This window comes from Klebsiella sp. G-Nf4 (genome assembly GCF_002810615.1).
Taxonomy (GTDB): Bacteria; Pseudomonadota; Gammaproteobacteria; order Enterobacterales; family Enterobacteriaceae; genus Klebsiella; species Klebsiella variicola.
The window spans coordinates 318,384-344,196 of the sequence record NZ_PION01000002.1 but is presented as its reverse complement, the minus strand read 5'-3'; the positions used below and the strand labels follow the sequence as shown (position 1 = coordinate 344,196).

26 protein-coding genes and 5 tRNA genes are annotated in these 25,813 nt (G+C 58.2%); 11 read left to right on the top strand and 20 right to left on the bottom strand.

Translation table 11 applies throughout. From position 1 onward, the window contains the following. The first annotated feature begins 86 nt into the window (after positions 1–86). The 6 genes from CWM57_RS07825 (at position 87) to leuA (ending at position 6,444) form a co-directional block, all read left to right on the top strand. Positions 87–833 (top strand): AzlC family ABC transporter permease, encoded by a 747-nt coding sequence (locus CWM57_RS07825; protein WP_074387788.1) that lies wholly within the window; start codon positions 87–89, stop codon positions 831–833. Then, positions 823–1,158 (top strand): L-valine transporter subunit YgaH, encoded by a 336-nt coding sequence (ygaH, locus tag CWM57_RS07820; RefSeq protein WP_008806143.1) that lies wholly within the window; start codon positions 823–825, stop codon positions 1,156–1,158. The genes CWM57_RS07825 and ygaH overlap by 11 nt, the downstream gene beginning before the upstream one ends. Positions 1,159–1,248: 90 nt before the next feature. Next, positions 1,249–1,779, top strand: a complete 531-nt coding sequence (mprA, locus tag CWM57_RS07815; protein ID WP_002914337.1) for a transcriptional repressor MprA — start codon at positions 1,249–1,251, stop codon at positions 1,777–1,779. A 125-nt stretch (positions 1,780–1,904) separates the two neighbouring features. Next, positions 1,905–3,077 (top strand): multidrug efflux MFS transporter periplasmic adaptor subunit EmrA, encoded by a 1,173-nt coding sequence (emrA, locus tag CWM57_RS07810; protein WP_061153581.1) that lies wholly within the window; start codon positions 1,905–1,907, stop codon positions 3,075–3,077. A 15-nt stretch (positions 3,078–3,092) separates the two neighbouring features. Beyond that, entirely contained in the window at positions 3,093–4,631 is a 1,539-nt protein-coding gene (gene emrB / locus CWM57_RS07805) for a multidrug efflux MFS transporter permease subunit EmrB (RefSeq protein ID WP_061153580.1), read from the top strand. 136 nt (positions 4,632–4,767) lie between these two features. Further along, positions 4,768–6,444, top strand: coding sequence for a 2-isopropylmalate synthase (leuA, locus tag CWM57_RS07800; protein ID WP_100675865.1), 1,677 nt, complete (start codon positions 4,768–4,770; stop codon positions 6,442–6,444). Here leuA and CWM57_RS07795 read toward each other — a convergent pair. From CWM57_RS07795 to mltB, 20 genes are all read right to left on the bottom strand, one after another. Further along, positions 6,423–7,190, bottom strand: a complete 768-nt coding sequence (locus tag CWM57_RS07795) for an AraC family transcriptional regulator (RefSeq protein ID WP_100632157.1) — start codon at positions 7,188–7,190, stop codon at positions 6,423–6,425. The genes leuA and CWM57_RS07795 overlap by 22 nt on opposite strands. A 52-nt stretch (positions 7,191–7,242) precedes the next feature. Beyond that, positions 7,243–7,758: an S-ribosylhomocysteine lyase gene (luxS, locus tag CWM57_RS07790; protein WP_002914351.1), complete on the bottom strand. Its 516-nt coding sequence runs from the start codon at positions 7,756–7,758 to the stop codon at positions 7,243–7,245. A 163-nt stretch (positions 7,759–7,921) separates the two neighbouring features. Beyond that, positions 7,922–9,478 (bottom strand): glutamate--cysteine ligase, encoded by a 1,557-nt coding sequence (gene gshA, locus CWM57_RS07785; protein ID WP_100675864.1) that lies wholly within the window; start codon positions 9,476–9,478, stop codon positions 7,922–7,924. 66 nt (positions 9,479–9,544) lie between these two features. Next, positions 9,545–9,973: a YqaA family protein gene (locus tag CWM57_RS07780; protein ID WP_008806149.1), complete on the bottom strand. Its 429-nt coding sequence runs from the start codon at positions 9,971–9,973 to the stop codon at positions 9,545–9,547. Then, positions 9,970–10,536: a fructose-1-phosphate/6-phosphogluconate phosphatase gene (yqaB, locus tag CWM57_RS07775; RefSeq protein ID WP_061153577.1), complete on the bottom strand. Its 567-nt coding sequence runs from the start codon at positions 10,534–10,536 to the stop codon at positions 9,970–9,972. Before yqaB ends, CWM57_RS07780 begins: the two co-directional genes overlap by 4 nt. Before the next feature lie 125 nt (positions 10,537–10,661). Next, positions 10,662–10,976: a BON domain-containing protein gene (locus CWM57_RS07770; RefSeq protein ID WP_061153576.1), complete on the bottom strand. Its 315-nt coding sequence runs from the start codon at positions 10,974–10,976 to the stop codon at positions 10,662–10,664. Positions 10,977–11,332: 356 nt separating this feature from the next. Beyond that, a tRNA-Arg gene (locus tag CWM57_RS07765) sits at positions 11,333–11,409 on the bottom strand. A gap of 96 nt (positions 11,410–11,505) precedes the next feature. Continuing rightward, positions 11,506–11,582: transfer RNA gene (locus CWM57_RS07760), tRNA-Arg, on the bottom strand. A 61-nt stretch (positions 11,583–11,643) separates the two neighbouring features. Next, positions 11,644–11,720: transfer RNA gene (locus CWM57_RS07755), tRNA-Arg, on the bottom strand. Between the two features lie 282 nt (positions 11,721–12,002). Next, positions 12,003–12,079 (bottom strand) — tRNA-Arg (locus tag CWM57_RS07750). Positions 12,080–12,083: 4 nt separating this feature from the next. After that, positions 12,084–12,176, bottom strand: a tRNA-Ser gene (locus CWM57_RS07745). 325 nt (positions 12,177–12,501) lie between these two features. Beyond that, on the bottom strand, positions 12,502–12,687 hold the full coding sequence (gene csrA, locus CWM57_RS07740) for a carbon storage regulator CsrA (RefSeq protein ID WP_000906486.1): 186 nt from the start codon (positions 12,685–12,687) through the stop codon (positions 12,502–12,504). Between the two features lie 364 nt (positions 12,688–13,051). Further along, positions 13,052–15,679 carry an alanine--tRNA ligase gene (alaS, locus tag CWM57_RS07730; protein ID WP_100675862.1) on the bottom strand — a complete coding sequence of 876 codons (2,628 nt, stop codon included), beginning with the start codon at positions 15,677–15,679 and terminating at the stop codon, positions 13,052–13,054. Between the two features lie 251 nt (positions 15,680–15,930). Next, positions 15,931–16,431, bottom strand: a complete 501-nt coding sequence (recX, locus tag CWM57_RS07725; protein WP_008806152.1) for a recombination regulator RecX — start codon at positions 16,429–16,431, stop codon at positions 15,931–15,933. Positions 16,432–16,501: 70 nt separating this feature from the next. Further along, positions 16,502–17,560 carry a recombinase RecA gene (recA, locus tag CWM57_RS07720; RefSeq protein ID WP_004205686.1) on the bottom strand — a complete coding sequence of 353 codons (1,059 nt, stop codon included), beginning with the start codon at positions 17,558–17,560 and terminating at the stop codon, positions 16,502–16,504. Positions 17,561–17,650: 90 nt separating this feature from the next. Next, positions 17,651–18,148: a nicotinamide-nucleotide amidase gene (pncC, locus tag CWM57_RS07715; protein WP_061153572.1), complete on the bottom strand. Its 498-nt coding sequence runs from the start codon at positions 18,146–18,148 to the stop codon at positions 17,651–17,653. 138 nt (positions 18,149–18,286) lie between these two features. Next, positions 18,287–19,165, bottom strand: a complete 879-nt coding sequence (locus tag CWM57_RS07710) for a metal ABC transporter substrate-binding protein (protein WP_074387781.1) — start codon at positions 19,163–19,165, stop codon at positions 18,287–18,289. 7 nt (positions 19,166–19,172) lie between these two features. Continuing rightward, positions 19,173–20,036: a metal ABC transporter permease gene (locus CWM57_RS07705; RefSeq protein ID WP_061153571.1), complete on the bottom strand. Its 864-nt coding sequence runs from the start codon at positions 20,034–20,036 to the stop codon at positions 19,173–19,175. Next, the gene (locus CWM57_RS07700; RefSeq protein WP_162677017.1) at positions 20,033–20,743 is read right to left on the bottom strand and encodes a metal ABC transporter ATP-binding protein; all 711 of its coding nucleotides are present in this window, start codon (positions 20,741–20,743) and stop codon (positions 20,033–20,035) included. The genes CWM57_RS07705 and CWM57_RS07700 overlap by 4 nt, the downstream gene beginning before the upstream one ends. A gap of 479 nt (positions 20,744–21,222) precedes the next feature. Then, a complete protein-coding gene (mltB, locus tag CWM57_RS07685) occupies positions 21,223–22,302 on the bottom strand; it encodes a lytic murein transglycosylase B (RefSeq protein ID WP_012540785.1) in 1,080 nt (359 codons plus the stop codon). Positions 22,303–22,579: 277 nt separating this feature from the next. On the opposite strand from mltB, the gene CWM57_RS07680 reads away from it, so the two are divergent. The 5 genes from CWM57_RS07680 to gutM all read left to right on the top strand — a co-directional run bounded on the left by CWM57_RS07680 (position 22,580) and on the right by gutM (position 25,764). Beyond that, the gene (locus tag CWM57_RS07680; protein WP_061153569.1) at positions 22,580–23,143 is read left to right on the top strand and encodes a PTS glucitol/sorbitol transporter subunit IIC; all 564 of its coding nucleotides are present in this window, start codon (positions 22,580–22,582) and stop codon (positions 23,141–23,143) included. Next, a complete protein-coding gene (locus CWM57_RS07675; RefSeq protein WP_074387778.1) occupies positions 23,140–24,111 on the top strand; it encodes a PTS glucitol/sorbitol transporter subunit IIB in 972 nt (323 codons plus the stop codon). The genes CWM57_RS07680 and CWM57_RS07675 overlap by 4 nt, the downstream gene beginning before the upstream one ends. Positions 24,112–24,124: 13 nt before the next feature. Then, positions 24,125–24,487, top strand: a complete 363-nt coding sequence (srlB, locus tag CWM57_RS07670) for a PTS glucitol/sorbitol transporter subunit IIA (RefSeq protein ID WP_074387777.1) — start codon at positions 24,125–24,127, stop codon at positions 24,485–24,487. A 12-nt stretch (positions 24,488–24,499) separates the two neighbouring features. Beyond that, complete coding sequence (gene srlD / locus CWM57_RS07665; RefSeq protein ID WP_008806161.1) at positions 24,500–25,279, top strand: sorbitol-6-phosphate dehydrogenase; 780 nt, start codon at positions 24,500–24,502, stop codon at positions 25,277–25,279. 125 nt (positions 25,280–25,404) lie between these two features. Next, entirely contained in the window at positions 25,405–25,764 is a 360-nt protein-coding gene (gene gutM / locus CWM57_RS07660; protein ID WP_061153566.1) for a transcriptional regulator GutM, read from the top strand. Positions 25,765–25,813: the final 49 nt, after the last annotated feature.

The following is a 25,813-nucleotide window of genomic DNA, read 5'->3' as shown; positions in this document are numbered from 1 at the left end:
TAGTGTTAAGGCGCGTCGCGCTCTGTTAAGGTGGACCCATCGGTCAATTTGTCACCTTCACATGGATCCAGCGATAAGTTATTCATATGGAAAACCCCGCGCCCTTAACCTGTGCCTTACCTGAACGTGTCGCCACCGTCGGCGAAGGCATCAAAGACAGTCTCCCCATCGTTATCAGCTACCTGCCGGTGGCTTTCGCCTTCGGACTGAACGCCACCCGGCTGGGATTCACCCCGCTGGAAAGCCTGTTTTTCTCCTGCATTATTTACGCTGGCGCCAGCCAGTTTGTGATCACCGCCATGCTGGCCGCCGGCAGTTCACTGTGGGTCGCGGCCCTGACGGTGATGGCGATGGATGTCCGTCATGTGCTGTATGGCCCCTCATTGCGCAGCCGCATTCGCTCGACGCTGGATAAAAAGAAAACCGCCCTCTGGGCCTTCGGCCTGACCGATGAGGTTTTCGCCGCGGCCACCGCCAGGCTGGTTCGCGATAACCGCCGCTGGAGCGAAAACTGGATGCTCGGTCTCGCTTTTACTTCCTGGGCATCGTGGGTGTGCGGCACGCTGGCCGGCGCCTGGTCCGGTAACGGCCTGCTGGTGGATTATCCCGCGGTGGAGGCCGCGCTCGGCTTTATGCTGCCGGCGCTGTTTATGAGCTTCCTGCTGGCCTCATTCCAGCGCCAGCAGTCACTCTGCGTCACGGCAGCCCTGGCGGGCGCGCTGGGCGGCATTCTGTTATTTTCCATTCCGGCGGCCATCCTCGCCGGGATTGTCTGCGGGTGTCTGACAGCGCTGGTCCAGGCCATGCTTAAGGGGATGCCGGATGAACAGTGAAGTCCTTCTACTCGGGGTGATTGTCGGCAGCGTGAATTATCTGTTTCGCTATCTTCCCCTGCGTCTGCGCGCGGGCCATGCCCGGCCTGCTCGCCGTGGCCCGGTCAGCGTGCTGCTGGATACCATTGGCATCGCCTCGATTTGCGCGCTGCTGGTGGTCTCCAGCGTGCCGGAGATCCTCGCCGATGCCCATCGTCTGGCGCCGACGCTGATCGGCTTCCTGGTGCTGGGGGCCGCCTTCTGGAAAACCCGCAGCATTATTGTCCCGACGCTGCTGTCGGCGTTGGCCTATGGTCTGGCATGGAAAATCACCAGCGGACTCTAAGCCTTACGTATCAATTTTAGTCAATAATTCATTTGATTTATTTGTCACAATAGTTATTATATCGGCTGTAATTAATGAGGTCATACCCAAATGGATAGTTCGTTTACTCCCATTGAGCAAATGCTCAAATTCCGCGCCAGCCGCCATGAAGATTTCCCGTTCCAGGAGATCCTGTTAACTCGTCTTTGCATGCACATGCAAGGTAAGCTGCTGGAAAACCGCAATAAAATGCTCAAAGCGCAGGGAATTAACGAGACATTATTTATGGCGCTGATTACGCTGGAATCGCAGGAAAACCACAGCATTCAGCCGTCCGAGCTAAGCTGCGCGCTGGGCTCGTCGCGGACCAACGCCACCCGTATCGCTGATGAGCTGGAAAAACGCGGCTGGATTGAACGCCGCGAGAGCGATAACGATCGCCGCTGTCTGCATCTGCAGCTGACCGAAAAGGGCCATCAGTTTTTGCGTGAAGTCCTGCCACCGCAGCATAACTGCCTGCATCAGCTGTGGTCTTCACTCAGCACCAGCGAAAAAGATCAGCTCGAACATATCACCCGCAAACTCCTGAGCCGCCTTGACCAGATGGAAGAAGAAGGCGTGCTGGCGGACTCTCTACGCTAAGGGCGGCGTCGCTCAACCCATTTTTACGTTGCAAGGAAAACAGCCAGGCCAGCAGATCTCTGCTGGCCTTTCTGATAAACAGGTCGGCTCAGCCGATGTGAAATAATAAGATCGTGGAGAATAACATGAGCGCAAATGCGGAGAGCCAAACCCCGCAGCAACCAGGCAGCAAAAAAGGAAAGCGCAAAGGCGCACTCCTGTTGCTGACATTGCTCTTTATTATTATTGCCGTGGCATATGGGATTTACTGGTTTCTGGTACTGCGTCATTACGAAGAGACCGACGATGCCTACGTGGCAGGGAACCAGGTACAAATTATGGCCCAGGTCTCAGGCAGCGTGACCAAAGTCTGGGCTGACAACACGGACTACGTGCAGAAAGGCGATCCGCTGGTGACGCTCGATCAGACCGATGCCCAGCAGGCGTTTGAGAAAGCCAAAACGCAGCTGGCCGCCAGCGTGCGTCAAACCCGTCAGCAGATGATCAACAGCAAGCAGTTGCAGGCGAATATTGACGTCAAAAAGACCGCCCTCGCCCAGGCGCAGGCTGACCTGAATCGCCGCATCCCGCTGGGCGCCGCGAACCTGATCGGCCGCGAAGAGTTGCAGCACGCCCGCGATACCGTCGCCAGCGCGCAGGCCGAACTCGACGTGGCAATCCAGCAATACAACGCCAACCAGGCGATCGTGCTGGGCACCAAACTGGAACAGCAGCCGGCGGTGCTGCAGGCGGCCACCGAAGTGCGTAACGCCTGGCTGGCCCTGCAGCGTACGCAAATCGTCAGCCCGATTAGCGGCTACGTTTCCCGTCGCTCGGTACAGCCTGGGGCGCAGATTGGCACCACCACGCCGCTGATGGCGGTGGTCCCGGCGACCAACCTGTGGATCGACGCCAACTTTAAAGAGACCCAGCTGGCGCACATGCGCATCGGCCAGCCGGCCACCGTGATCAGCGACATCTATGGCGATGACGTGAAATACACCGGCAAAGTGGTCGGCCTGGATATGGGTACCGGCAGCGCCTTCTCCCTGCTGCCGGCGCAGAACGCCACCGGTAACTGGATCAAAGTGGTACAGCGCCTGCCAGTCCGCATCGAGCTGGATGAAAAACAGCTGGCGGAACACCCGCTGCGCATCGGCCTCTCCACGCTGGTGGAAGTCAACACCACCGATCGCGATGGCGAAATGCTGGCCAGCCAGGTGCGAAGCTCCCCGGTCTACGAGAGCAATGCCCGCGAAATCGCGCTTGAGCCGGTCAATAAACTGATCGACGGTATCATCCAGGCCAACGCCGGATAATTCGGGGTGAGCGTAATGCAACAGCAAAAACCGCTCGAAGGCGCGCAACTGGTCATTATGACCATTGCGCTGTCGCTGGCGACGTTCATGCAGGTGCTGGACTCCACTATCGCCAACGTGGCAATTCCGACCATTGCCGGTAACCTTGGCTCGTCGCTGAGCCAGGGAACCTGGGTCATCACCTCGTTCGGGGTGGCCAACGCCATCTCCATCCCCATTACCGGCTGGCTGGCGAAACGCGTCGGCGAGGTGAAGCTCTTCGTCTGGTCGACGGTGGCATTCGCTATCGCCTCCTGGGCCTGCGGGGTGTCGAACAGCCTGACGATGCTGATTTTCTTCCGCGTCATTCAGGGGATCGTCGCCGGTCCGCTGATCCCGCTGTCGCAGAGCCTGTTGCTCAGCAACTACCCGCCGGCGAAGCGGTCGATTGCGCTGGCCCTGTGGTCAATGACCGTGATCGTCGCGCCGATCTGTGGCCCGATTCTCGGCGGCTATATCAGCGATAACTATCACTGGGGCTGGATCTTCTTCATCAACGTGCCGATTGGCGTGGCGGTGGTGATCATGACCCTGCAAACCCTGCGCAACCGTGAAACCCGCACCGAACAACGGCGCATCGACGGCGTGGGTCTCGCCCTGCTGATCATCGGTATCGGTAGCCTGCAGGTGATGCTCGACCGCGGTAAAGAGCTCGACTGGTTCGCTTCCAACGAGATTATCATCCTGACCATCGTGGCGGTGGTGGCGATAAGTTTCCTGATTGTCTGGGAGCTGACCGACGATAACCCGATAGTCGACCTCTCGCTGTTTAAGTCACGCAACTTCACCATCGGCTGTTTGTGTATCAGCCTGGCCTATATGCTCTACTTCGGCGCCATCGTGCTGCTGCCGCAACTGTTGCAGGAGGTCTACGGCTACACCGCCACCTGGGCCGGTCTGGCGTCGGCGCCGGTGGGGGTGATCCCGGTTATTCTGTCGCCAATCATCGGCCGCTTTGCGCATAAGCTCGATATGCGGCGGCTGGTGACCTTCAGCTTTATTATGTATGCGGTGTGCTTCTACTGGCGCGCGTGGACCTTTGAACCGGGTATGGACTTTGGTGCTTCGGCGTGGCCGCAGTTTATCCAGGGCTTCGCGGTAGCCTGCTTCTTCATGCCATTGACCACCATCACCCTCTCCGGCCTGCCGCCGGAGCGGCTGGCGGCGGCGTCGAGCTTGTCGAACTTTACCCGAACGCTTGCCGGTTCCATCGGTACCTCGATCACCACCACCATGTGGACCAACCGTGAGGCGCTGCACCATGCGCAGCTCACCGAGTCGGTGACGCCGTTCAACCCCAACGCCCAGCAGATGTACGATCAGCTGCAGGGCATGGGAATGACCCAGCAGCAGGCTTCCGGCTGGATAGCACAGCAGATAACCAACCAGGGGTTGATTATCTCCGCCAACGAAATCTTCTGGGTTTCGGCGGGGATCTTTATTCTTCTGCTCAGCCTGGTGTGGTTCGCCAGGCCGCCATTCAGCGCCGGCGGCGGCGGTGGGGGCGCACACTAAGTATCAGACTAAGGGACCTGCGGGTCCCTTTTTTATGGCGTCAGATTGTCCAATTCTCGCTAGTTTCTGTCTCGTTTGCGAAAGCCCGCCACCCGACGCTCGGGCAGGATAAAGGCTGACCATTAAGGAGAATACTATGCTGAGCCATCCTGCTGAAAAGTACCGTCCCTATCCGCCGATTGCCCTGCCCGACCGCCGCTGGCCCGACCGGCAAATCAGCCACGCCCCGCGCTGGCTGTCGACCGACCTGCGCGACGGCAACCAGGCGCTGGCGGAGCCCATGGACAGCGCCCGCAAACTGCAGTTCTGGGATCTGCTGCTGGAGTGCGGCTTTAAAGAGATTGAGGTCGCCTTCCCTTCCGCTTCGCAAACCGATTTCAACTTCGTCCGCCAGCTGATCGACGAGCAGCGCATCCCGGAAGATGTCACCATCCAGGTGCTGACCCAGGCGCGGGATCCGTTGATCCTGCGCACCTTTGAGGCGCTGCGCGGCGCCCGCCAGGCCACCGTCCACCTCTACAATGCCACCGCGCCGCTGTTTCGCGAGCTGGTCTTTGGGAAGGATAAAGCCGAAGTGATCGCCCTGGCGACCCGCGCCACCCGGCTTATCCGCCAGCAGTGCGAACAACAGCCGGAGACCCGCTGGCAATACGAATACTCACCAGAGACCTTCTGCTTTACCGAACCCGAGTTTGCGCTTGAGATTTGCGAGGCGGTGGCGGACGTCTGGCAGCCCTGCGCCGAACGGCCGATGATCGTCAATCTGCCGGCGACGGTAGAAGTGAACACCCCCAACGTGTATGCCGATCAGATCGAGTATTTTTGCCGCCACTTCTCCCGCCGCGGCGAGGTCTGCATCAGCGTGCACCCGCATAACGACCGCGGGACCGGTGTCGCCAGCGCCGAGCTGGCGGTGATGGCTGGCGCCGATCGGGTGGAAGGCTGCCTGTTTGGCAATGGCGAACGCACTGGCAACGTCTGCCTGGTCACGCTGGCCATGAACCTCTACAGCCAGGGCATCGACCCCCAGCTTCGCTTCGAGCAGATGAACCGGGTGGTGGAGGTGGTGGAAAACTGCAACCAGATCCCCGTTCACCCGCGCCACCCGTGGGCGGGAAGTCTGGCTTACACCGCCTTCTCCGGCTCCCATCAGGATGCAATCAAAAAAGGGTTTGATGCCCGTCATCCTGGTGATCCATGGCAGATGCCCTACCTGCCCATTGACCCACAGGATATCGGCTGTAGCTATGAGGCGGTGATCCGCGTCAACAGCCAGTCGGGGAAAAGCGGCAGCGCCTGGCTTATCGAACAAAATCATGGTCTCAAGCTGCCCCGCGGGCTGCAGCAGGACTTCAGTCAGCATGTACAGCAGGCGACCGATAGCGACGGCAAAGAGATGACCCACCACGCGCTGTGGCAGCTGTTCCGCACGCGCTACGGCCTGCTGGCGCAGCCTGCGCTGACGCTGCTCGATTATCAGAGCGCCAGCCAACAGGATGGTCAGCTTTCGCTGCAGGCGACGCTGCGTCACCACGGCGAAACCCGACGCCTGCAGGGCCAGGGCAACGGCCTGCTGTCGGCCGCCGCCAGCGGCCTCAGCGCACTGCTCAGACAGCCGTTTATGATCAAGGACTACCATGAGCATACCCTTGGCGCGCGCAGCGACAGTCGGTCGGTCGCCTATATCCGCTGCGTTTTTCCGCAAGGTGAAAGCTACTGGGGGGTAGGTATTGATAATGACGTGGCGCGCGCTTCGCTGCAGGCATTGTGCAATGCGATCAGCGTCGCCGATCAGGTCGGAGGGCGAAAATAGTCGCTGGGAGCAACGCCCATCACCCGACGAAACATGGCGCTGAAGGCGCTGTGGCTGCCGTAGCCCAGCTCCAGCGCCACCCGCAGCACGGAGTGACCCTGCGCCAGGCGAGTCAGCGCTTCCATTAGCTTCGCCCGGCGCACCCACTCGCTCCACGTCAGGCTAGTCTGCTGCTGAAAATGGCGGTTAAGGGTTCGCTCGCTCATGCTGCACGCCTTCGCCGCCTGGCCGCTGCTCCAGACATCGCCCGGCGTCTCACGCACCTGCTGACATAGCCGACGCAGCGTGTCGCTTTGTGGTTCCGGCAGGCCAAACGGCAGGATCGCCATCCCGCGGATCTCATCGAGGATCAGCTCATAAATCCGTTCGTCACGGCTGGCGGGGGCATAGCGCTCGGCCAGTCCCAGGGATGAGACGATCAGTTCCCGCAGCAGCGGCGTGATCTGTACGATCTGGCAGCCCGCCGGGAGATCGGCGCGCGCCAGCGGATCGATAAACAGGGTGCGCGCCGCCACGTTGCCGGTCATACGCAGCGCGTGCGGCGTTCCCGCCGGCAGCCAGACGCCGCGCCCGGGCGGCACCACCCAGTAACCTGCCGGCGTCGCGACCCGCACCACGCCGCTTAAAATATGCAGCAGCTGGGCGCAGTCGTGCTGATGCCAGTCTTCCTGGTCACCGTGGGCGTAATCATGGGCAAAAGGCACCAGCGGGCGGTGCTGAAAGGAGAACGTCGTGGTGGTGGTCATGGCGGCGTCAGGAGAGCGGCCCGGCGACAGGCGTCGGGCCGTGGCGGAAGCACTAGATGTGCAGTTCCTGCAGTTTTTCTTTCGGCAGCGCCAGTTCGTCGTTGCTGTTGATGCGCACATCGCGCTCAATGATATGACGAGCGATGTCCTGGGCCTCTTCCAGCGAGTGCATCGTGTAGGTTCCGCACTGGTAAACGTTCAGCTCCGGGATCTGGTTCTGATCTTTTACCTTCAGTACATCGGCCATCGCCGCTTTCCAGGCGTCAGCGACGCGCTGCTCATCTGGCGTACCAATCAGGCTCATATAGAACCCGGTGCGGCAGCCCATCGGCGAAATGTCGATAATTTCCACGCCATTCCCGTTCAGGTGATCGCGCATAAAGCCCGCGAACAGGTGCTCCAGAGTGTGGATACCGCGCTCCGGCATCACTTCCTGGTTCGGCACGCAGAAGCGCAGATCGAAAACGGTGATTTCATCGCCATGCGGCGTGTTCATTTTCTTCGCGACACGCACCGCTGGGGCTTCCATTCGGGTATGGTCGACTGTGAAACTATCTAACAACGGCATTCGTCACCTCCGGGAGTGATTTTTTTTAAAATAAAATGAACTCTTTGTTCAGCCGCGAGTCTCAGTATATGAAAGACGCGCATTTATTATCATCATCATCCCTGAATCAGAGATGAAAGTTTGGCCACATTGATGTGGCCTTTTTCTTTTGTATCGTCAGCGGCTACGCGTGTCGTGCCAGCAGCGCTTCAAACGGCTCACTGTCTTCCGCTTCCACTTTCTTCTGCCGCGCCACCGATGCCTCGCGCTCGGCGATGAAATCGGCTTCGCTCAGGATCTCCAGCGGCTCTTCACGCAGCTGCGTCCGATAGCGATCCGCCAATGCACGGCCAGTGCCGCCAATCCCTTCTTCAATCATAGAACGCAGAATGCGGGCTGAGAAGGTTAATTCCGGATCGTCAAAGCAGGCCAGCAGCTCGTCGCAGACCTGCTGATATGCCTGGCCACCGTGGATACTGTCAAGGGTCTGCGCCACGCGGCGTAAATCGCGGAACAGATCTTTGCCCACCTCAGCCAACGGGAACTGCGCGCTTTCGCAGCCAATCCCCAGCGTTAAGCCCGGCTTACGCCCTTCCAGAATCACCCGATTCCAGTTGGTGCGGGTGCACAGCAGCTCATCGCTGCTCATCTCCGGCGCGTCGGCCAGCGCGCACCAGACCATAAACAGATCGAGGAAACGCACCTGCTGGGCGTCAACGCCGATCGGCGAGAACGGGTTGATATCCAGCGAACGCACTTCAATGTACTCAATGCCGCCGCGCAGCAGCGCATCGGACGGGGTTTCGCCCCGACGGGTCACGCGTTTCGGACGGATCGGCGCATAGAGTTCGTTTTCAATCTGCAGGATATTGCTGTTGATCTGCAGATACTTGCCGTCTTTCTGCAGCCCGATTTTAGCGTACTCTTCCGACGGCGTTTTAATCGCCCGCTTCAATCCTGCCACATACTCGTGCAGATCGTTAAACGTAATTCCGAGATTGCTTTGCGACTTATTGGTATAACCGAGGTCGCTGAGGCGCAGCGAGGTGGCGTACGGCAGGTAGTACATACCGTTACCCGCTTCCTCAAAAGGCAGCGTCGTCGGTTTCCCTTGCAGGAACGAAGAGCAAATCGCCGGCGAAGCGCCGAACAGATAAGGGATCACCCAGCCAAAGCGATAGTAGTTACGAATCGAGCGGAAATAGCCCGCCGAGATAGCTTCTTTACCGCTTTCGACGTCTTCCACGCCGCACTTCGCCTGCCAGAACGCCATCGGCAACGAGAAGTTATAGTGCACGCCGGAGATAGTCTGCATCAGCGCGCCATAGCGGTTCTTCAGCCCCTCGCGATACAGCGTTTTCAGACGCCCCACGTTTGAGGTGCCGTACTGCGCCAGCTCAATATCCTGACCGGGAGCGATATAGCATGGCATACTCAGCGGCCACATCCGCTCGTCGCCCAGCTGACGCGCGGTATAGCGATGGACATCGCGCATAAAGGTCAGCATATGCTCAATATCGCCATCTACCGGCGTAATGAACTCGAGTAAAGCTTCGGCAAAATCGGTGGTAATCCATTTATGCGTCAGCGCTGAGCCTAACGCCAGAGGGTGACCGGTCGTTGCAAGGGTGCCGTCGGCGTTAACGCGCAGCGTTTCCCGCTCCAGACCACGTTGAATACCTTGCAGAGCCTGCGGATGTTTTTCCAGCCAGGCCAGCGCCTGTGATACGTCCGGGATCAATTTGACCTCCCGCCTGTCGAAATCGTTTGAATAAGCATAATTGTAATGGATGAACTATCAGTCCAATTAGTGCCACCACGTCATGCCCTGAAGCGTCGCTGCCGCAATAACGATATAGCGCAGCGCCTTACCAAGGCATAAGAAAAAGAGTACCGGTCCCCAGGAAATGCGCATCCATCCCGCCAGCAAACACAGTAAATCACCGACAACCGGCGCCCAGCTCAGTAAGAGCGTGACCGCGCCGTAGCGCTTAAGCCAGCCGGCCGCCCGCTCCTGCCAGCGCGAGGTTTTGCGCAGCGGAAACAAGCGCCCCAGAATAACGTTAGTTACCCCTCCAAGGCTATTGCCGATTGTTGCTATTAATACTAACCACCATGGATGACTGACCCCTGCAAGTAGCATAGCCACCAGCACAACCTCCGAATTACCGGGAAGCAGCGTGGCGCTTAAAAAGCTACTGGCAAACAGCGAGGTGAGTGACAGCGCATCGCTCACAGCAAACGCACGTCAACAGCGTCCATGCCTGCGCGCTTCGCCGCCTGCAGACCAAAGTCGGCATCTTCGAAGACCACGCAGTTTTCCGGCGCGACGCCCATGCGCTCGGCGCACAGCAGGAAGGTATCGGGCGCGGGTTTATGGTTGACCACATGATCGGCCGCCACCACCGCGGTGAAGTAATGACGCAGGCCCAGGTGCGCCAGCAGTGCCTCGGCGACGGCGCTTTCGCTGCCGGTACCCACCGACATCGGGCGACGGCCATGCCACGCCTTGACCACCTCAATCAGCGGCAATGGGCGTACGCTGTCCAGCAGCATCGCCTTAACCGCCTGGGTTTTTTCCTGCGCCAGGCGATGTGGATCGAGATCCGCCTGGTTGAGTTCAATAATCGCCTGAGCAATCCGCCAGGTTGGTGAGCCATTGAGCGCGACCATCGCCTGTTCGTCGAAACGCATACCGTAGCGGCCCAACACCTCGTTCCATGCCTGACGATGCGTCGGCTCGGTATCGAGAATGGTGCCATCCATATCAAAGATCAGTCCTGCGTAACCTTCGTACATTGTCTTCTCACCAACCGGTTAATGAATGGTTACTCTATCGCAAAAGCCCGTCGTTGTCGCGGCCAGCGGCTTAAACGACAAAGGCGCCCTCAGGCGCCTTCAGGCATAAAACCAGAAAGCCGGTCTTATTTAATACGCAGATCGTTCTCGACCATTCGCACGCCCTGCACCCGACGGGTGACTTCTACCGCACGTTTAGCGCTATCAGCAGAGGAGACAAACCCGCTCAACTGCACGCGGCCTTTAAAGGTCTGGACGCTGATTTCTGAGGACTTGATTTCTTTATCATTAAAGAGCGCCGTTTTCACCTTAGTGGTCACCACGGTATCGTCAATGTAACCGCCGGTGCTTTCTTTGGTGGACGAACCGGCACAGCCAGTAAGGGCCGTCGCCACCAGCAGCGTCGCGCAAAAAGCAGGTATTGCTTTGAACCATTTCATGGATTTCTCTCCTTGCATTTATCTCAGCCTGATAACGCTGATATACAAGGATAAATTATAGTGGAAAGCGCGGCTTGCCAATAAAAAAAGTCAGGATGAAATCGGTGATGGAAAACGAGGTAATCGGAATGGAGAGAGAAGAGTGAGGATGGTGTATTCGAAAGGGTGCTGGCGATAATTTCGCAGACCGTAAAACAACATCGTCGCTGTTATTAAGGAGAATATGGTGCATCCGGGAGGATGACTCGGCTACGCCTCGCCCTTCGGGCCGTTGCTTACGCAACGTTATCCCCCCTGGTGCTGGCGATGATTTCGCAGACCATAAAACAACATCGTCGCTGTTATTAAGGAGAATATGGTGCATCCGGGAGGATTCGAACCTCCGACCGCTCGGTTCGTAGCCGAGTACTCTATCCAGCTGAGCTACGGATGCATCGGGAAAGCTATTTTACTGCGGGGTGACTCTCCTGGCACTTACGATGGTTTCGCAAACCAGATAACAACAATGTTGCTGTTACTAAGGAGAATATGGTGCATCCGGGAGGATTCGAACCTCCGACCGCTCGGTTCGTAGCCGAGTACTCTATCCAGCTGAGCTACGGATGCATCGGGATTACTGCTGTAATTCTGATATCAAATTTCGCGATTTGCCATTCTTATCAAAGAATGGTGCATCCGGGAGGATTCGAACCTCCGACCGCTCGGTTCGTAGCCGAGTACTCTATCCAGCTGAGCTACGGATGCATCGGGAAACTTGCTTTACTACGCGTCAGTGTCACAACTAACACATGCCACACTGAGTATGATGGCCTAATCGGTAGAGTGACTCGATTATGCCTCGCACTGCGGGCCGCTGCTTTCACAGCGTTCTTCTCTCTTAATTCAGAAAGAAGATGGTGCATCCGGGAGGATTACTCGGCTGCGCCTCGCCCTACGGGCCGTTGTTTACTCAACGTTATCCTCCCTGGTGCTGGCTATAATTCCGCAGCCCCTGCAACAACGATATCGCTGTTACTAAGGAGAATATGGTGCATCCGGGAGGATTCGAACCTCCGACCGCTCGGTTCGTAGCCGAGTACTCTATCCAGCTGAGCTACGGATGCAAAATGGCGGTGAGGCGGGGATTCGAACCCCGGATGCAGCTTTTGACCGCATACTCCCTTAGCAGGGGAGCGCCTTCAGCCTCTCGGCCACCTCACCACACACACGCCTCTTTCGAGTGCTTTGAAGAACTTGTTTCTGCTCTTCGTCGCTGCGATGGCGCACATATTACTTTCTGGTACTTATAAGTCAAACACTTTTTCGAGACCTTTTTTCGTTTGCACACTTCGCACGCAATTCGCGTGCAAAAACGGCAAAAAGGGCAATTTATCAACAGGAAATCAGACCTGGCGCTGACATAACGCCAAACAGCCAAAGCGGCAAAGGGTGATGAAAACCGGTATTGCGCAGGGGGAAAAAGTGAAAAAGGCAAAAATAACGGCGGGAAGGGATGCGCCTCACTGAACAGCGAGGCGCGGAAACCTTAGTAACTGGACTGCTGGGATTTTTCAGCCTGAATACGCTGGTAGATCTCTTCACGGTGAACAGATACTTCTTTAGGGGCGTTTACGCCAATACGAACCTGGTTACCCTTCACCCCTAAAACTGTCACAGTGACCTCATCTCCAATCATGAGGGTCTCACCAACTCGACGAGTCAGAATCAGCATTCTTTGCTCCTTGAAAGATTAAAAGAGTCGGGTCTCTCGTATCCCGGCATTATCCATCATATAACGCCAAAAAGTAAGCGATGACAAATACCTTGCGGTATAAGGCAGTCATGGCATCACATTCTGTTAAACCTAAGTTTAGCCGATATACACAATTTCAACCCGACTTTATCGTTATCAGTACTTATGACGCAAGGTGCTGTTCCCCCGAGGTTACGGCACCTATACCCGTCATACTTCACGTTGCATGTGTGTTGGCTTTCCTCACTCACCCCAGTTACTTACTTGAGTAAGCTCCTGGGGATTCGCTACGTCGCCGCCTTCCTGCAACTCGAATTACTTAGGGTATATGCGTTTATAGTTATTACAGTTTTGCGCTGACCCAGCCTTTCACACTGGCTAACGCTGCAGGGAGAGCAGACGCATCGGTACCACCGGCCTGCGCCATATCCGGACGACCGCCCCCTTTACCGCCCACCTGCTGAGCGACCATACCAACCAGCTCCCCTGCTTTCACGCGATCTGTCACATCCTTAGACACACCGGCAATCAGGGAAACTTTACCGTCTGCGACCGTAGCCAACACCACAATCGTCGAACCCAGTTGGTTCTTCAGATCGTCAACCATGGTACGCAGCATCTTCGGCTCCACGCCGGCCAGCTCGCTGACCAGCAGCTTAACGCCGTTAATCTCTTCCGCTTTGCTGGAGAGGTTTGCGCTCTCCTGCGCCGCAGCCTGCTCTTTCAGCTGCTGCAGCTCTTTTTCCAGCTGACGGGTACGCTCCAGCGCGGCGCGAACTTTCTCGCCGAGATTGTGGCTGTCACCCTTCAACAGCTGTGCGATATCGCTGAGCTGATCGCTCTGCGCGTGCAGCATGGCTATCGCGCCTTCGCCGGTTACCGCTTCGATACGGCGCACGCCAGCGGCGGTACCGGACTCAGAAGTGATGCGGAACAGGCCGATATCACCGGTACGCGCCGCGTGAGTCCCGCCGCACAGTTCGGTGGAGAAGTCGCCCATCTGCAGCACGCGGACGCGGTCATCGTATTTCTCGCCGAACAGCGCCATGGCGCCGGATGCGCGCGCGGCATCGATATCCATGATATTGGTTTCGATAGCCAGGTTACGACGGATCTGCGCGTTCACCAGATCTTCCACTGCACGAATTTCTTCCGGCTTCATCGCTTCGAAATGCGAGAAGTCAAAGCGCAGCGCTTTATCGTTAACCAGCGAGCCTTTCTGCGCCACATGGGTGCCGAGCACCTGGCGCAGCGCCGCGTGCATCAGATGCGTCGCGGAGTGGTTCAGACGGATACGCTGACGGCGAGCCTCGTCCACATCGGCCTGCACCGCGTCACCCACTTTCAGGGAGCCGCTGGCGACTTTACCGATATGACCAATGGCCTGGCCGTACTTCTGCGTGTCGCTGACGGCGAAGGAGAAGCCCGCGCCTTTCAGTTCGCCTTTATCGCCCACCTGGCCGCCGGACTCCGCATAGAACGGGGTCTGATCGAGGATCACCACCGCTTCCTGGCCGGCGCTGACGCTATCCACCGCTTTACCGTCGATAAACAGCGCGGTGACTTTGCCGTTCAGCTCCAGATGGTCGTAACCTTTAAATTCAGAGGCGCCATCAACGCGGATCATCGCGTTATAGTCAGCGCCGAAACCGCTGGACTCGCGCGCGCGGCGGCGCTGCTCTTCCATGGCGGCTTCAAAGCCGGCTTCGTCAACTTTAATGTTGCGTTCGCGGCACACGTCCGCCGTCAGATCGACCGGGAAGCCGTAGGTGTCGTACAGACGGAAGGCCGTTTCGCCATCCAGCGTGTCGCCTTTCAGCTTCGACAGCTCCTCATCCAGCAGCGCCAGTCCGCGCTCCAGAGTGCGGGCAAACTGCTCTTCTTCGGTTTTCAGCACCTGCTCAACCTGAGCCTGCTGCTGTTTCAGTTCTTCACCGGCGGAACCCATCACGGCGATCAGCGGGGCAACCAGTTTCCAGAAGAAGGTGTCCTTCGCGCCCAGCATGTTGCCGTGACGGATCGCACGGCGAATGATGCGACGCAGCACGTAGCCGCGGTTTTCATTCGACGGGATCACGCCGTCAGCGATCAGGAACGCACAGGAGCGAATGTGGTCGGCAATCACGCGCAGCGACTTGTTCGTCAGGTCGGTCGCGCCGGTCACTTTCGCCACGCTGGCGATCAGATCGCGGAACAGGTCGATATCATAGTTGGAGTTAACGTGCTGCAGCACGGCGGCAATACGCTCCAGCCCCATACCGGTATCAACGGACGGCTTCGGCAGCGGCTCCATGGTACCGTCAGCCTGACGGTTGAACTGCATAAAGACGATGTTCCAGATCTCAATGTAACGGTCGCCGTCTTCTTCCGGGCTTCCCGGAGGGCCACCCCAGATGTGATCGCCGTGGTCAAAGAAGATTTCGGTGCACGGGCCGCACGGACCCGTGTCGCCCATCTGCCAGAAGTTATCAGAAGCAAACGCCGCGCCTTTGTTGTCGCCGATGCGGATGATCCGCTCACGCGGAACGCCCACTTCGTTAGCCCAGATGTCGAACGCTTCGTCATCGGTCTCGTAAACGGTAACCCACAGCTTCTCTTTCGGCAGGGCGAACCAGTTTTCACCAGTCAGCAGTTCCCATGCGTATTTGATGGCATCCTGCTTGAAATAATCGCCGAAGCTGAAGTTGCCCAGCATTTCAAAGAAGGTGTGGTGACGCGCGGTGTAACCGACGTTTTCCAGATCGTTGTGTTTACCACCCGCACGCACGCAACGCTGCGCGGTGGTCGCGCGCGAATAATTACGTTTGTCGAGGCCAAGGAAGACATCCTTGAACTGGTTCATCCCGGCGTTGGTAAACAGCAGGGTTGGATCGTTGTGCGGTACCAGGGAGCTGCTGGCAACTACCTGATGTCCCTTACTATGGAAAAAGTCGAGAAACGCCTGACGGATCTCAGCGGTGCTCTTGCTCATAATTATCCTGAAATCAAGCTACACGTCATCCTTCAAGTCGCCTCTGTCCTGGCTGCGCTTGCTCTCCCGGCACCGAACTGACGTGCGTTCCAGAAGATGTTCTCTCTTGCCGCCCTGATGCAGCTTGAATGATTTTGTGTATAAGGAATAATCGCCCTGGACGCTGTCTGTACTGTCACAACCAGCGGCCCGACGGAATAAAGTGGGAATAAGATAAGTTTTCTTTACGGCGAAGTAAAATCCCCGATGGGTCAATCTGCAAAATTTCGCCAGATTTCCTGGATATCTTCCATCAGGTAGCCGCGGTAGAGCAGGAATCGCTGAACTTTCACTTTTTCAGTAAAGGCGGAAGGTAACGGTTCGCCGTATTTACGCTGCGCCTGCTCCCTGGCAAGGCTCACCCAGTCGATATCGCATTCGCGCATCGCCTGTTCAACGTCCTGCCGCGCAATCCCTTTCTGGCTGAGCTCCTGGCGAATACGCGCCGGGCCATAGCCTTTGCGGCTCCGGCTGGCAATGAACTGGCCGACAAAACGGTGATCGTCGAGATAGCGGTTTTCAATACACCAGGCAACTACCTGCTCCAGCTCTTCGGGGGTGACGTCCAGCGCCTCGGGGCCATTTTTGCTCATTACCGGAGCAGCCAGTTTGCGCCGCAGCTCCTGTTCGCTGTGGTCGCGCATGGCCAGAATGCGAATAGCGCGGTCCAGCAGGCGGGCGTAGCCGGAGCGGCGTGATGAAGGTTCAGTCACAGGCACCTCAATAATCTAAGAAATGCAAAAGGGCCGCATAAGCAGCCCTTTATCACTCTGTTAGACGATATCAGAAATCTTGTTCCGTTTCTTCTGCGTCGTTGCCGTCAACGGCGAAGTCCGGCGTAGAGTCCTGGTTGTTGAGCAGCAGTTCGCGAACTTTCTTCTCAATTTCTTTCGCCGCCGCCGGGTTCTCTTTCAGCCAGGTGATCGCGTTCGCTTTACCCTGACCAATTTTGTCACCGTTGTAGCTGTACCAGGCGCCCGCTTTCTCAATCAGCTTCTCTTTCACGCCCAGGTCAACCAGCTCGCCGAAGAAGTTGATGCCTTCGCCGTAGAGGATCTGGAATTCAGCCTGTTTGAACGGCGCGGCGATCTTGTTCTTCACCACTTTGACGCGGGTTTCGCTGCCGACGACGTTGTCGCCCTCTTTCACCGCGCCGATGCGACGGATGTCCAGACGCACGGAGGCGTAGAACTTCAGCGCATTACCGCCGGTGGTGGTTTCCGGGTTACCGAACATTACGCCGATTTTCATACGGATCTGGTTGATGAAGATCAGCAGCGTGTTGGACTGCTTCAGGTTACCCGCCAGCTTACGCATCGCCTGGCTCATCATACGCGCCGCGAGACCCATGTGAGAATCGCCGATTTCGCCTTCGATTTCCGCTTTCGGCGTCAGCGCCGCCACGGAGTCGACGACGATAACGTCAACCGCGCCTGAGCGCGCCAGCGCGTCACAGATTTCCAGAGCCTGTTCACCGGTGTCCGGCTGAGAACACAGCAGGTTGTCGATATCCACGCCCAGTTTGCGCGCATAGACCGGGTCCAGTGCGTGTTCGGCATCGATGAACGCACAGGTTTTACCTTCACGCTGCGCTGCGGCGATAACCTGCAGCGTCAGGGTGGTTTTACCGGAGGATTCCGGCCCGTAGATCTCGACGATACGGCCCATTGGCAGACCGCCGGCGCCAAGCGCAATATCCAGAGAAAGCGAGCCGGTGGAGATGGTTTCTACGTCCATAGAACGGTCTTCACCCAGGCGCATGATGGAGCCTTTACCGAATTGCTTTTCGATCTGGCCCAGTGCAGCCGCCAACGCTTTCTGTTTGTTTTCGTCGATCGCCATTGTTACTCCTAATCATGCAGGGTGAAGCGTGTTCGCTTCGCCGTTAATATTTGTTCAGTTGAAGCAATTATACTGTATGGTCATACAGTATCAAGTGTTTTGTAGAAATTGTTGCCAGAGCAGATTTAGCGCATAGGCCGTCGCCTGACGACGCACCGCTTCGCGATCTCCGGCAAAGCATTCCCGCCGCGTCACCCCTTGCCCGCTCACGCTGGCGACACCAAACCACACCGTGCCGACCGGCTTTTCGTCACTGCCGCCATCCGGCCCGGCGACGCCGCTAACGGAGATGGCATAATCCGCGCGCGCCGCGCGCAGCGCACCAATCGCCATCTCGACCACCACCGGTTCGCTCACTGCGCCGTTGTCCCGCAGCGTCGCTTCGCTGACGCCGATCATTTGCGATTTGGCTTCGTTGCTGTAGGTCACAAAGCCGCGTTCAAACCACGCTGAGCTACCGGCAATATCGGTGAGCGCTTTCGCTATCCAGCCGCCGGTGCAGGATTCCGCCGTGGTCACCGTCGCACCGCGCGCCTTCAGCGCCCGGCCCACCTTCTCGCTAAGCTGCATTAATTCTGAATCGGTCATTATCGCCCCGCTTTGGTCTGGATAAAGAGGCCATCAAAGATAGCACTTTCCACAGAGATATGGGGACGAGGTGTGGAATTTACGAGGGGACATCCAAAATGAGTCATCCCGGCGACGCCGGGATGATAAATCGCACGATTACTTCATGCTGGCGGCGATCAGCGCCACGTTATGACGCATCATTTTCACATAGCTATCCGCGACGCCACCCGGTGCGGAGAGCGCCTCCGGATAGAGTTCGCCCCCCGGCTGAGCGCCCGTCGCGTTGGCGATTTGCTTCACCAGCCGCGGGTCAAGCTGGTTCTCCATAAACCAGGTATGCACGCCATCCGCTTTGATTTGCTTAATCAGCGCCGCCACCTGCGCCGCGCTGGCCTCACTCTCTGAAGAGAGTCCCTGCGGCGCGAGGAAGGTCACCTGATAAGCCCGGCCAAAATAGCCGAAGGCGTCATGACTGGTCAGGACCTTGCGCTTTGCCAGCGGAATGGCGCTGAACTGCGCTTTCGCCCAGCCGTCGATGTTCGTCAACTGGTCGATATAGCGCTTGCCGCTGCTGGTCAACGCCGCTTTATCTTCCGGGTCGGCTTTCACCAGACCATCGAGGATATTCTGCGCATACAACGCGCCGTTCGCCGCGCTGTTCCAGGCGTGGGGATCGGTCACCGTTTTACCATCCTCATCAAGGGTATGGGTCTTGACGCCTTTCGACGCCACCACCAGCTCGCCCTTGAAACCAGAGGCCTTAATCAGGCGATCCAGCCACCCTTCCAGCCCCAGGCCGTTGACCACCACCACGTCGGCCTTGCTGAGCAGCGCACTATCCTTCGGCGAAGGTTCGAAGGTATGTGGATCGCCGTCCGGGCCGACCAGCGTATCCACATGGACATGCTCGCCGCCGACCTGCTGCACCATATCACCCAGCACCGAAAAACTGCTTACCACGTTCAGCGTTTTTGCCATCGCCCCCTGCGCCATCAGCCCCAATGCCAGCGCCACAACCATTGCACTACGTTTCATCATTTCCTTACCCCATCAATTTGCGCCAGCCGACCAGCAGCCGGCTATGCGTGCCAAAAAACAGCGAAATAAAAAACAGCGCGCTGGCGGTCAGCACGATGGCGGGCCCGGCGGGAAGACCGACCGCCCAGGAGAGACTTAATCCCAGCCAGGCGCAGAGTGCGCCGGAGAGCGCCGCCAGCAGCAGAATGCCCGGCAGCGTTCGCGCCCAGCAGCGCGCGGCAACCGCCGGAAGCATCATCACCCCTACCGCCATCAGCGTGCCGAGCACCTGAAACCCCGCCACCAGGTTAAGCACCAGCAGCGCCAGAAACAGTCCATGCAGCAGCGCGGGAAGGCGGGGGTGGTTCACCTGCAGCCAGGCGCTGTCGAACGCCTCGCTGACCAGACCGCGATAGCACAGCGCAATGCACAGCAGCGTCAGGCTGGCGACGCCGCTGACAAACAGCGCCGCGTCACGATCGACCGCCAGAATAGAGCCAAATAACAGATGCAGGAGGTCGACGCTGGAGCCGCGCAGCGACACCAGGGTGACGCCCAGGGCCAGCGATCCCAGATAAAATCCGGCAAAGCTGGCGTCCTCTTTTAACGGTGTCCGCCGGCTCACCCACCCGGCCACCAGCGCCACCACGATGCCGGCGATGAAGCCGCCCAGGGTCATGGCCAGCAGCGACATGCCGCTCAGCAGATACCCCACCGCCACCCCGGGGAGAATGGCGTGCGACAGCGCATCGCCCATCAGGCTCATGCGCCGCAGCAGCAGGAAGACGCCCAGCATGGTGGTGCTCAGCGACAGCGCCAGACACACCACGAGAGCCCGGCGCATAAAACCAAATTCAATAAAGGGCTGAAAGAAGGTGTGCCAGATCATGCCGACCTCGCATGACTGAAAGCCGGAAGTACCGCCCGGGTGACGCCCCAGCAGGCGCGTTGGGCGGTCAGCAGCAGCGTCTCGGGGAAAAAGTCGGCCACCCGCTGGTTATCATGCAGCACCGCCAGGATGGTCTGCCCCTGCTGATGCATCTCGAGGATCAATTCCATCAGTTCGCGGCAGGTCGCTTCGTCGATGCCGGTGAAAGGCTCGTCGAGCATCACCAACGGCGCCTGCTGCACCATCACCCGGGCAAACAGCATGCGCTGAAACTGGCCGCCGGAGAGCGCCTCAATCGGCGATTTCGCCAGACCCGCCAGCCCGACCCGCTCCAGCACCGCGCTGATACGTCGCCGGGTATCGCCGCCCAGACCGCGTAGCAGCGACACGCCGGGCCATGCGCCCTGACTCACCACATCCTGCACATTGAGAGGAAACTGCGACTCGAGGGCATGGCGCTGCGCCAGCCAGCCAATCACCGGCCGTTTCCCCTGCCAGCGCAGGCGGCCACTGACTGGCGGAAGAAACCCGGCGAGCGTTTTTAGCAAGGTTGATTTTCCGCAGCCATTGAGGCCAACGATTGCCGTCAGGCTGCCGGGGCATATCATCCCGCTCAGCGGAGGGGTGATCGCCACCCCGTCATAGCCAGCGACCAGCTGCTCCAGCTCAATCATGGCAGCTCCACCGCCCACCAGGTCGCTAACCATAGCGCCACCAGCAGCACGCCTGCGATGGTCGCGCGCGTCACGCCGGAGGCCATAAAAACTGATGTGAACATATTTCACCTCTTTTAATGTTATAACATAACAATACAGAGGCGAAAAAAGAATGTAAATCAGTGTCAGTGGGCAGAAATGTAACAAAGGTCAACAAGAGGCATGCGGGCGGGAAAAAACGGGAGGTTAAGCGCGGCCTCCTCCCCCGGTCGCGCTACGCTTACCGGGGCTACCAACCGGATACCAGACCGTAGCCCGGATAAGGCGCTACGCGCCGCTATCCGGGGAGGCTCGAAATCTGTCAGTAACGTAGCCGCAGTGTTGCCGAAGGGCGACAAGCTGTCATTGAACTCTCCCCCGGTCGCGCTGCGCCTACCGGAGCTACCAACCGGATACCACATCGTAGCCCGGATAAGGCGCTACGCGCCGCTATCCGGGGAGGCGCGGAATCAGTCAGTCGGATGAAAGGATCAGTACCCGCCACGGGCCTGCGAAACCGCCAGGCCCAGCTGCCAGACGGCCATCGCGTAGTGGGTGCTGTGGTTGTAGCGGGTGATGGTGTAGAAGTTCGGCAGCCCGTACCAGTACTCATAGCCGGTGCCGACATCCAGCCGTAGCAGACTGGCCTGCTGATGGTTACCCAGCGGCTGGGTTGGGGTCAGCCCCGCCGCCGCCAGCTGCGACACGCTGTATTTGGTTTTGAAACCATTCTCCAGCCCCGGCGCCTGGCCCAGCGCCTGCACCGCCACCAGATCGCCGCTCACCCAGCCATGCTGTTTGAAGTAGTTGGCCACGCTGCCGATGGCATCCACCGGGTCCCACAGGTTGATATGTCCGTCACCGTTAAAATCGACCGCATACTGCTTATAGGACGACGGCATAAACTGGCCGTAACCCATCGCCCCGGCGAAAGAGCCTTTCAGATCCAGCGGGTCGTCGCTTTCGCTGCGCGCCATTAACAGGAAGGTTTCCAGCTCCGATGAGAAGTATTCGGCGCGGCGTGGGTAGCTAAACGACAGGGTCGCCAGCGCATCAAGGATACGGGTTTTGCCCATCACCCGGCCCCAGCGAGTCTCCACGCCGATAATGCCGACGATGATTTCCGGCGGCACGCCATAAACCTGATAAGCGCGGTTCAGCGCATCCTGATACTGGTTCCAGAACACCACGCCGTTCTGCACATTATCCGGGGTAATAAACTGTTTCTTGTAACGCAGCCAGGCGCCGGTCGGCCCGGTCGGCGGCAGGCCGGTCGGCGCCTGACGATCCATCAGCCGCAGGACGTAATCCAGGCGCTTAGCCTGCGACAGGATCTCCTGCAGCTGCTGCCTGTCGAAGCCGTGCTTCGCCACCATCTTATCAATGAACTGCGCCGCCGCCGGGTTGTTGGCGAAGTCGCCGCCCATCTGCATCACGTTATGCTGCGGTTCCAGCAAAAAGCCGCCGGTTCCACTCGCCATCTCCGTTTCCGCGGGGGTCTTGGGTTTGCTGCTGCAGGCAGCGAGGAGCACACAAAGGGGAAGTAAAGCCAGATAGCGACGCTTCAACATGGGAATTCCGTTTAACAAATTCAGCAAGGGATAATTATGGTAAAGCATGCGACGACCAACAAGAAAGCGGCAATCCGTTTGTAGACAAAATAGTCCTTCACCGCCCCCTTCCCGGCATGCTGTCATGCGCCTGATCGTTTCATCCTTTTACCGCCAAACTTTCAAAATAAAATATTTATCTTTCATTTTGCGATCTATTTAACACTTTAAAACCTTTCAAAGTGATTAAAATCAGCCTGCAGTTAGCAAGAAAAATAACACGCTGAAGGAGAGAACAATGATTGACGTCGTTACCCACGGCGCGGAGTGGTTTATCGGCCTGTTTCAGAAAGGCGGCGAGGTATTTACCGGCATGGTGACCGGGATCCTCCCCTTACTGATCAGCCTGCTGGTGATCATGAACGCGCTGATCAACTTTATCGGCCAGCAGCGGATCGAAAAACTGGCGCAGCGCTGCGCCGGAAATCCGATCTCCCGCTATCTGCTGTTGCCCTGCATCGGCACCTTCGTTTTTTGTAACCCAATGACCTTAAGTCTCGGCCGCTTTATGCCAGAGAAGTACAAGCCCAGCTATTACGCGGCGGCGTCCTATAGCTGCCACTCGATGAACGGTCTCTTTCCACATATCAACCCCGGCGAGCTGTTTGTTTATCTCGGCATCGCCAACGGCCTCACCACGCTTGGCCTGCCGCTTGGTCCCCTGGCGGTGAGCTATCTGCTGGTTGGGCTGGTGACCAACTTCTTCCGCGGCTGGGTCACCGACCTGACCACCTCTATTTTCGAGAGAAAAATGGCAATTCAGCTTGCCCGGAAAGTGCATCTGTCAGGAGCGACATCATGACCCGCATTCGTATTGAGAAAGGCACCGGCGGCTGGGGCGGCCCGCTTGAGCTCGACGTCGTCGAAGGCAAAAAGATCGTCTATATCACCGCCGGCACCCGCCCGGCGATCGTTGACCGCATCGCCAGCTTGACTGGCTGGCAGGCGGTGGACGGTTTTAAAGAGGGGGAACCGGCGGAGAGCGACATCGGCATCGCCATTATTGACTGCGGCGGTACCCTGCGCTGCGGGCTCTATCCCAAGCGCCGTATCCCTACGGTGAATATCCATGCCACCGGCAAATCGGGGCCGCTGGCGCAGTATATCGTCGAGGATATTTACGTCTCCGGGGTGAAAGAAGAGAACATCAAACTGTTGGAAGATAGCGGCGAGACGACAGCGCAACCACTCCCTGCCGCAGGCCGCGATTATGACGCCAGCAAGAAGATTACCGAACAGAGCGACGGCCTGCTGGCTAAGGTCGGCATGGGGATGGGATCGGTGGTGGCGGTGCTGTTCCAGGCCGGGCGCGACACCATCGACACGGTGCTGAAAACCATTCTGCCGTTTATGGCCTTCGTCTCGGCGCTGATCGGCATCATCATGGCCTCCGGCATCGGCGACTGGATTGCCCACGGCCTGGCGCCGCTTGCCAGCCATCCGCTGGGGCTGGTGACCCTGGCGCTGATCTGCTCCTTCCCGCTGCTGTCGCCGTTTCTCGGCCCCGGCGCCGTTATCGCCCAGGTCATCGGCGTGCTGATCGGCGTCCAGATCGGCCTTGGCAACATTCCACCGCACCTCGCCCTGCCCGCGCTGTTTGCCATTAACGCCCAGGCCGCCTGTGATTTTATCCCGGTAGGCCTGTCGCTGGCCGAAGCCCGTCAGGATACCGTGCGCGTTGGCGTGCCGTCGGTGCTGGTCAGCCGCTTCCTCACCGGCGCGCCAACGGTGCTGATCGCGTGGTTCGTTTCCGGATTTATTTACCAGTAAGAGGTTCCTGAAGATGACCGTCATTTACCACACCACCATTACCCGCATCGGCGCCTGCGCGACGATGGCGCTGGAAGAGCAGATGCTGATCACCTTCCGCGAGGGCGCCCCGGCGGATATCGAAGAGTATTGCTTTATTCACAACCACGGCGAGCTTGCCGGCCCCCTGGTACCGGGCGCAGAGCTGCAGCTCGGTGACAGGCGTTATCCGGTGACCGCCGTCGGCGAGGTCGCCGAAAAAAACCTGCGTGAGCTTGGCCATATCACCCTGCGCTTCGACGGCCATCGTGAAGCGGAGTTTCCCGGAACCGTTCACGTCGCCGGCCCGGTGCCGGATGCTATCGCGACCGGCTGCGTACTGAAATTTGTTGCTTAGAAGGAGAGAAAGATGAATCAGGTTGCTGTTGTCATTGGTGGCGGACAAACCTTAGGAGAGTTTCTGTGCCGCGGTCTGGCCGCCGAGGGCTACCGCGTGGCGGTGGTCGATATTCAAAGTGAAAAAGCCAGCCGCGTCGCCCAGGAGATCAACGCTGAATATGGCGAAGGCACTGCATACGGCTTCGGCGCCGACGCCACCAGCGAAGCCAGCGTCACTGCCCTGGCTCACGGGGTGGATGAGATTTTCACGCGCGTCGACCTGCTGGTGTACAGCGCCGGGATTGCCAAAGCGGCGTTTATTAGCGACTTCGCGCTGGGGGATTTCGACCGCTCGCTGCAGGTGAACCTGGTGGGCTATTTCCTCTGCGCCCGCGAGTTCTCGCGGCTGATGATCCGCGACGGCATTAAGGGACGCATCATTCAGATCAACTCGAAGTCCGGCAAAGTCGGTAGTAAGCACAACTCCGGCTACAGCGCGGCGAAGTTCGGCGGCGTCGGGCTGACCCAGTCGCTGGCGCTGGATCTGGCGGAGTACGGTATTACCGTCCATTCGCTGATGCTCGGCAATCTGTTGAAATCGCCGATGTTCCAGTCGCTGCTGCCGCAATATGCCACCAAGCTCGGTATCGATGAGAGCGAAGTCGAGCAGTACTACATCGATAAGGTGCCGTTGAAACGCGGCTGCGATTACCAGGATGTGCTGAACGTGTTGATGTTTTACGCCAGCCCACAGGCGTCGTACTGCACGGGTCAGTCAATTAACGTCACCGGCGGCCAGGTGATGTTTTAAAAGGTTCCCGGATGGCGCTGCGCTTATCCGGGCTACAAAACGGAAGGTCGGGTAAGGCGTTAGCCGCCACCCGACAAAAAAACGGTACCCGGGTTGTTCCCGGTACCCCACCTTCAGGAGACATTATGGTTACCGCATTAATCACCGTCGCCGCTATCGCCTGGCTGACTCAGCTGGCTTTCGGCGGCTGGCAAATTCGCCGCTTCAATCGCGCCTTTGATAGCCTTTGCCAGCAGGGCCGCGTTGGCGTCGGCCGCTCCGCCGGGCGCTTTAAACCACGCGCGATTGTCGCTATCGCCGTCGATGAAAACGATCGTATCTGCGACACGCTATTGATGAAGGGCCTCACCGTCTTCGCCAGTCCGCAAAAAATCCCCACGCTTACCGGTAAACATCTCAAGGAATTGCAGCCTGATGTGATCTTTCCCAATGATCCGCTCTGTCAGAATGCACTATCATTAGCGCTTAATCCGAAACATGCATAATTTCGTTGTGAAAGTTAATATCTTGCGAAATTATCACTTCGAAACTTAA

Bases quoted from the DNA above. Each gene is read 5' to 3' on its own strand.
- CWM57_RS07825 (WP_074387788.1), top strand. From the start codon at position 87: ATGGAAAACCCCGCGCCCTTAACCTGTGCCTTACCTGAACGTGTCGCC.
- ygaH (WP_008806143.1), top strand. From the start codon at position 823: ATGAACAGTGAAGTCCTTCTACTCGGGGTGATTGTCGGCAGCGTGAAT.
- mprA (WP_002914337.1), top strand. From the start codon at position 1,249: ATGGATAGTTCGTTTACTCCCATTGAGCAAATGCTCAAATTCCGCGCC.
- emrA (WP_061153581.1), top strand. From the start codon at position 1,905: ATGAGCGCAAATGCGGAGAGCCAAACCCCGCAGCAACCAGGCAGCAAA.
- emrB (WP_061153580.1), top strand. From the start codon at position 3,093: ATGCAACAGCAAAAACCGCTCGAAGGCGCGCAACTGGTCATTATGACC.
- leuA (WP_100675865.1), top strand. From the start codon at position 4,768: ATGCTGAGCCATCCTGCTGAAAAGTACCGTCCCTATCCGCCGATTGCC.
- CWM57_RS07795 (WP_100632157.1), bottom strand. From the start codon at position 7,190: ATGACCACCACCACGACGTTCTCCTTTCAGCACCGCCCGCTGGTGCCT.
- luxS (WP_002914351.1), bottom strand. From the start codon at position 7,758: ATGCCGTTGTTAGATAGTTTCACAGTCGACCATACCCGAATGGAAGCC.
- yqaB (WP_061153577.1), bottom strand. From the start codon at position 10,536: ATGTACGAAGGTTACGCAGGACTGATCTTTGATATGGATGGCACCATT.
- CWM57_RS07770 (WP_061153576.1), bottom strand. From the start codon at position 10,976: ATGAAATGGTTCAAAGCAATACCTGCTTTTTGCGCGACGCTGCTGGTG.
- csrA (WP_000906486.1), bottom strand. From the start codon at position 12,687: ATGCTGATTCTGACTCGTCGAGTTGGTGAGACCCTCATGATTGGAGAT.
- alaS (WP_100675862.1), bottom strand. From the start codon at position 15,679: ATGAGCAAGAGCACCGCTGAGATCCGTCAGGCGTTTCTCGACTTTTTC.
- recA (WP_004205686.1), bottom strand. From the start codon at position 17,560: ATGGCGATCGACGAAAACAAACAGAAAGCGTTGGCGGCTGCACTGGGC.
- pncC (WP_061153572.1), bottom strand. From the start codon at position 18,148: ATGACCGATTCAGAATTAATGCAGCTTAGCGAGAAGGTGGGCCGGGCG.
- CWM57_RS07710 (WP_074387781.1), bottom strand. From the start codon at position 19,165: ATGAAACGTAGTGCAATGGTTGTGGCGCTGGCATTGGGGCTGATGGCG.
- CWM57_RS07705 (WP_061153571.1), bottom strand. From the start codon at position 20,036: ATGATCTGGCACACCTTCTTTCAGCCCTTTATTGAATTTGGTTTTATG.
- CWM57_RS07700 (WP_162677017.1), bottom strand. From the start codon at position 20,743: ATGGTTAGCGACCTGGTGGGCGGTGGAGCTGCCATGATTGAGCTGGAG.
- mltB (WP_012540785.1), bottom strand. From the start codon at position 22,302: ATGTTGAAGCGTCGCTATCTGGCTTTACTTCCCCTTTGTGTGCTCCTC.
- CWM57_RS07680 (WP_061153569.1), top strand. From the start codon at position 22,580: ATGATTGACGTCGTTACCCACGGCGCGGAGTGGTTTATCGGCCTGTTT.
- CWM57_RS07675 (WP_074387778.1), top strand. From the start codon at position 23,140: ATGACCCGCATTCGTATTGAGAAAGGCACCGGCGGCTGGGGCGGCCCG.
- srlB (WP_074387777.1), top strand. From the start codon at position 24,125: ATGACCGTCATTTACCACACCACCATTACCCGCATCGGCGCCTGCGCG.
- srlD (WP_008806161.1), top strand. From the start codon at position 24,500: ATGAATCAGGTTGCTGTTGTCATTGGTGGCGGACAAACCTTAGGAGAG.
- gutM (WP_061153566.1), top strand. From the start codon at position 25,405: ATGGTTACCGCATTAATCACCGTCGCCGCTATCGCCTGGCTGACTCAG.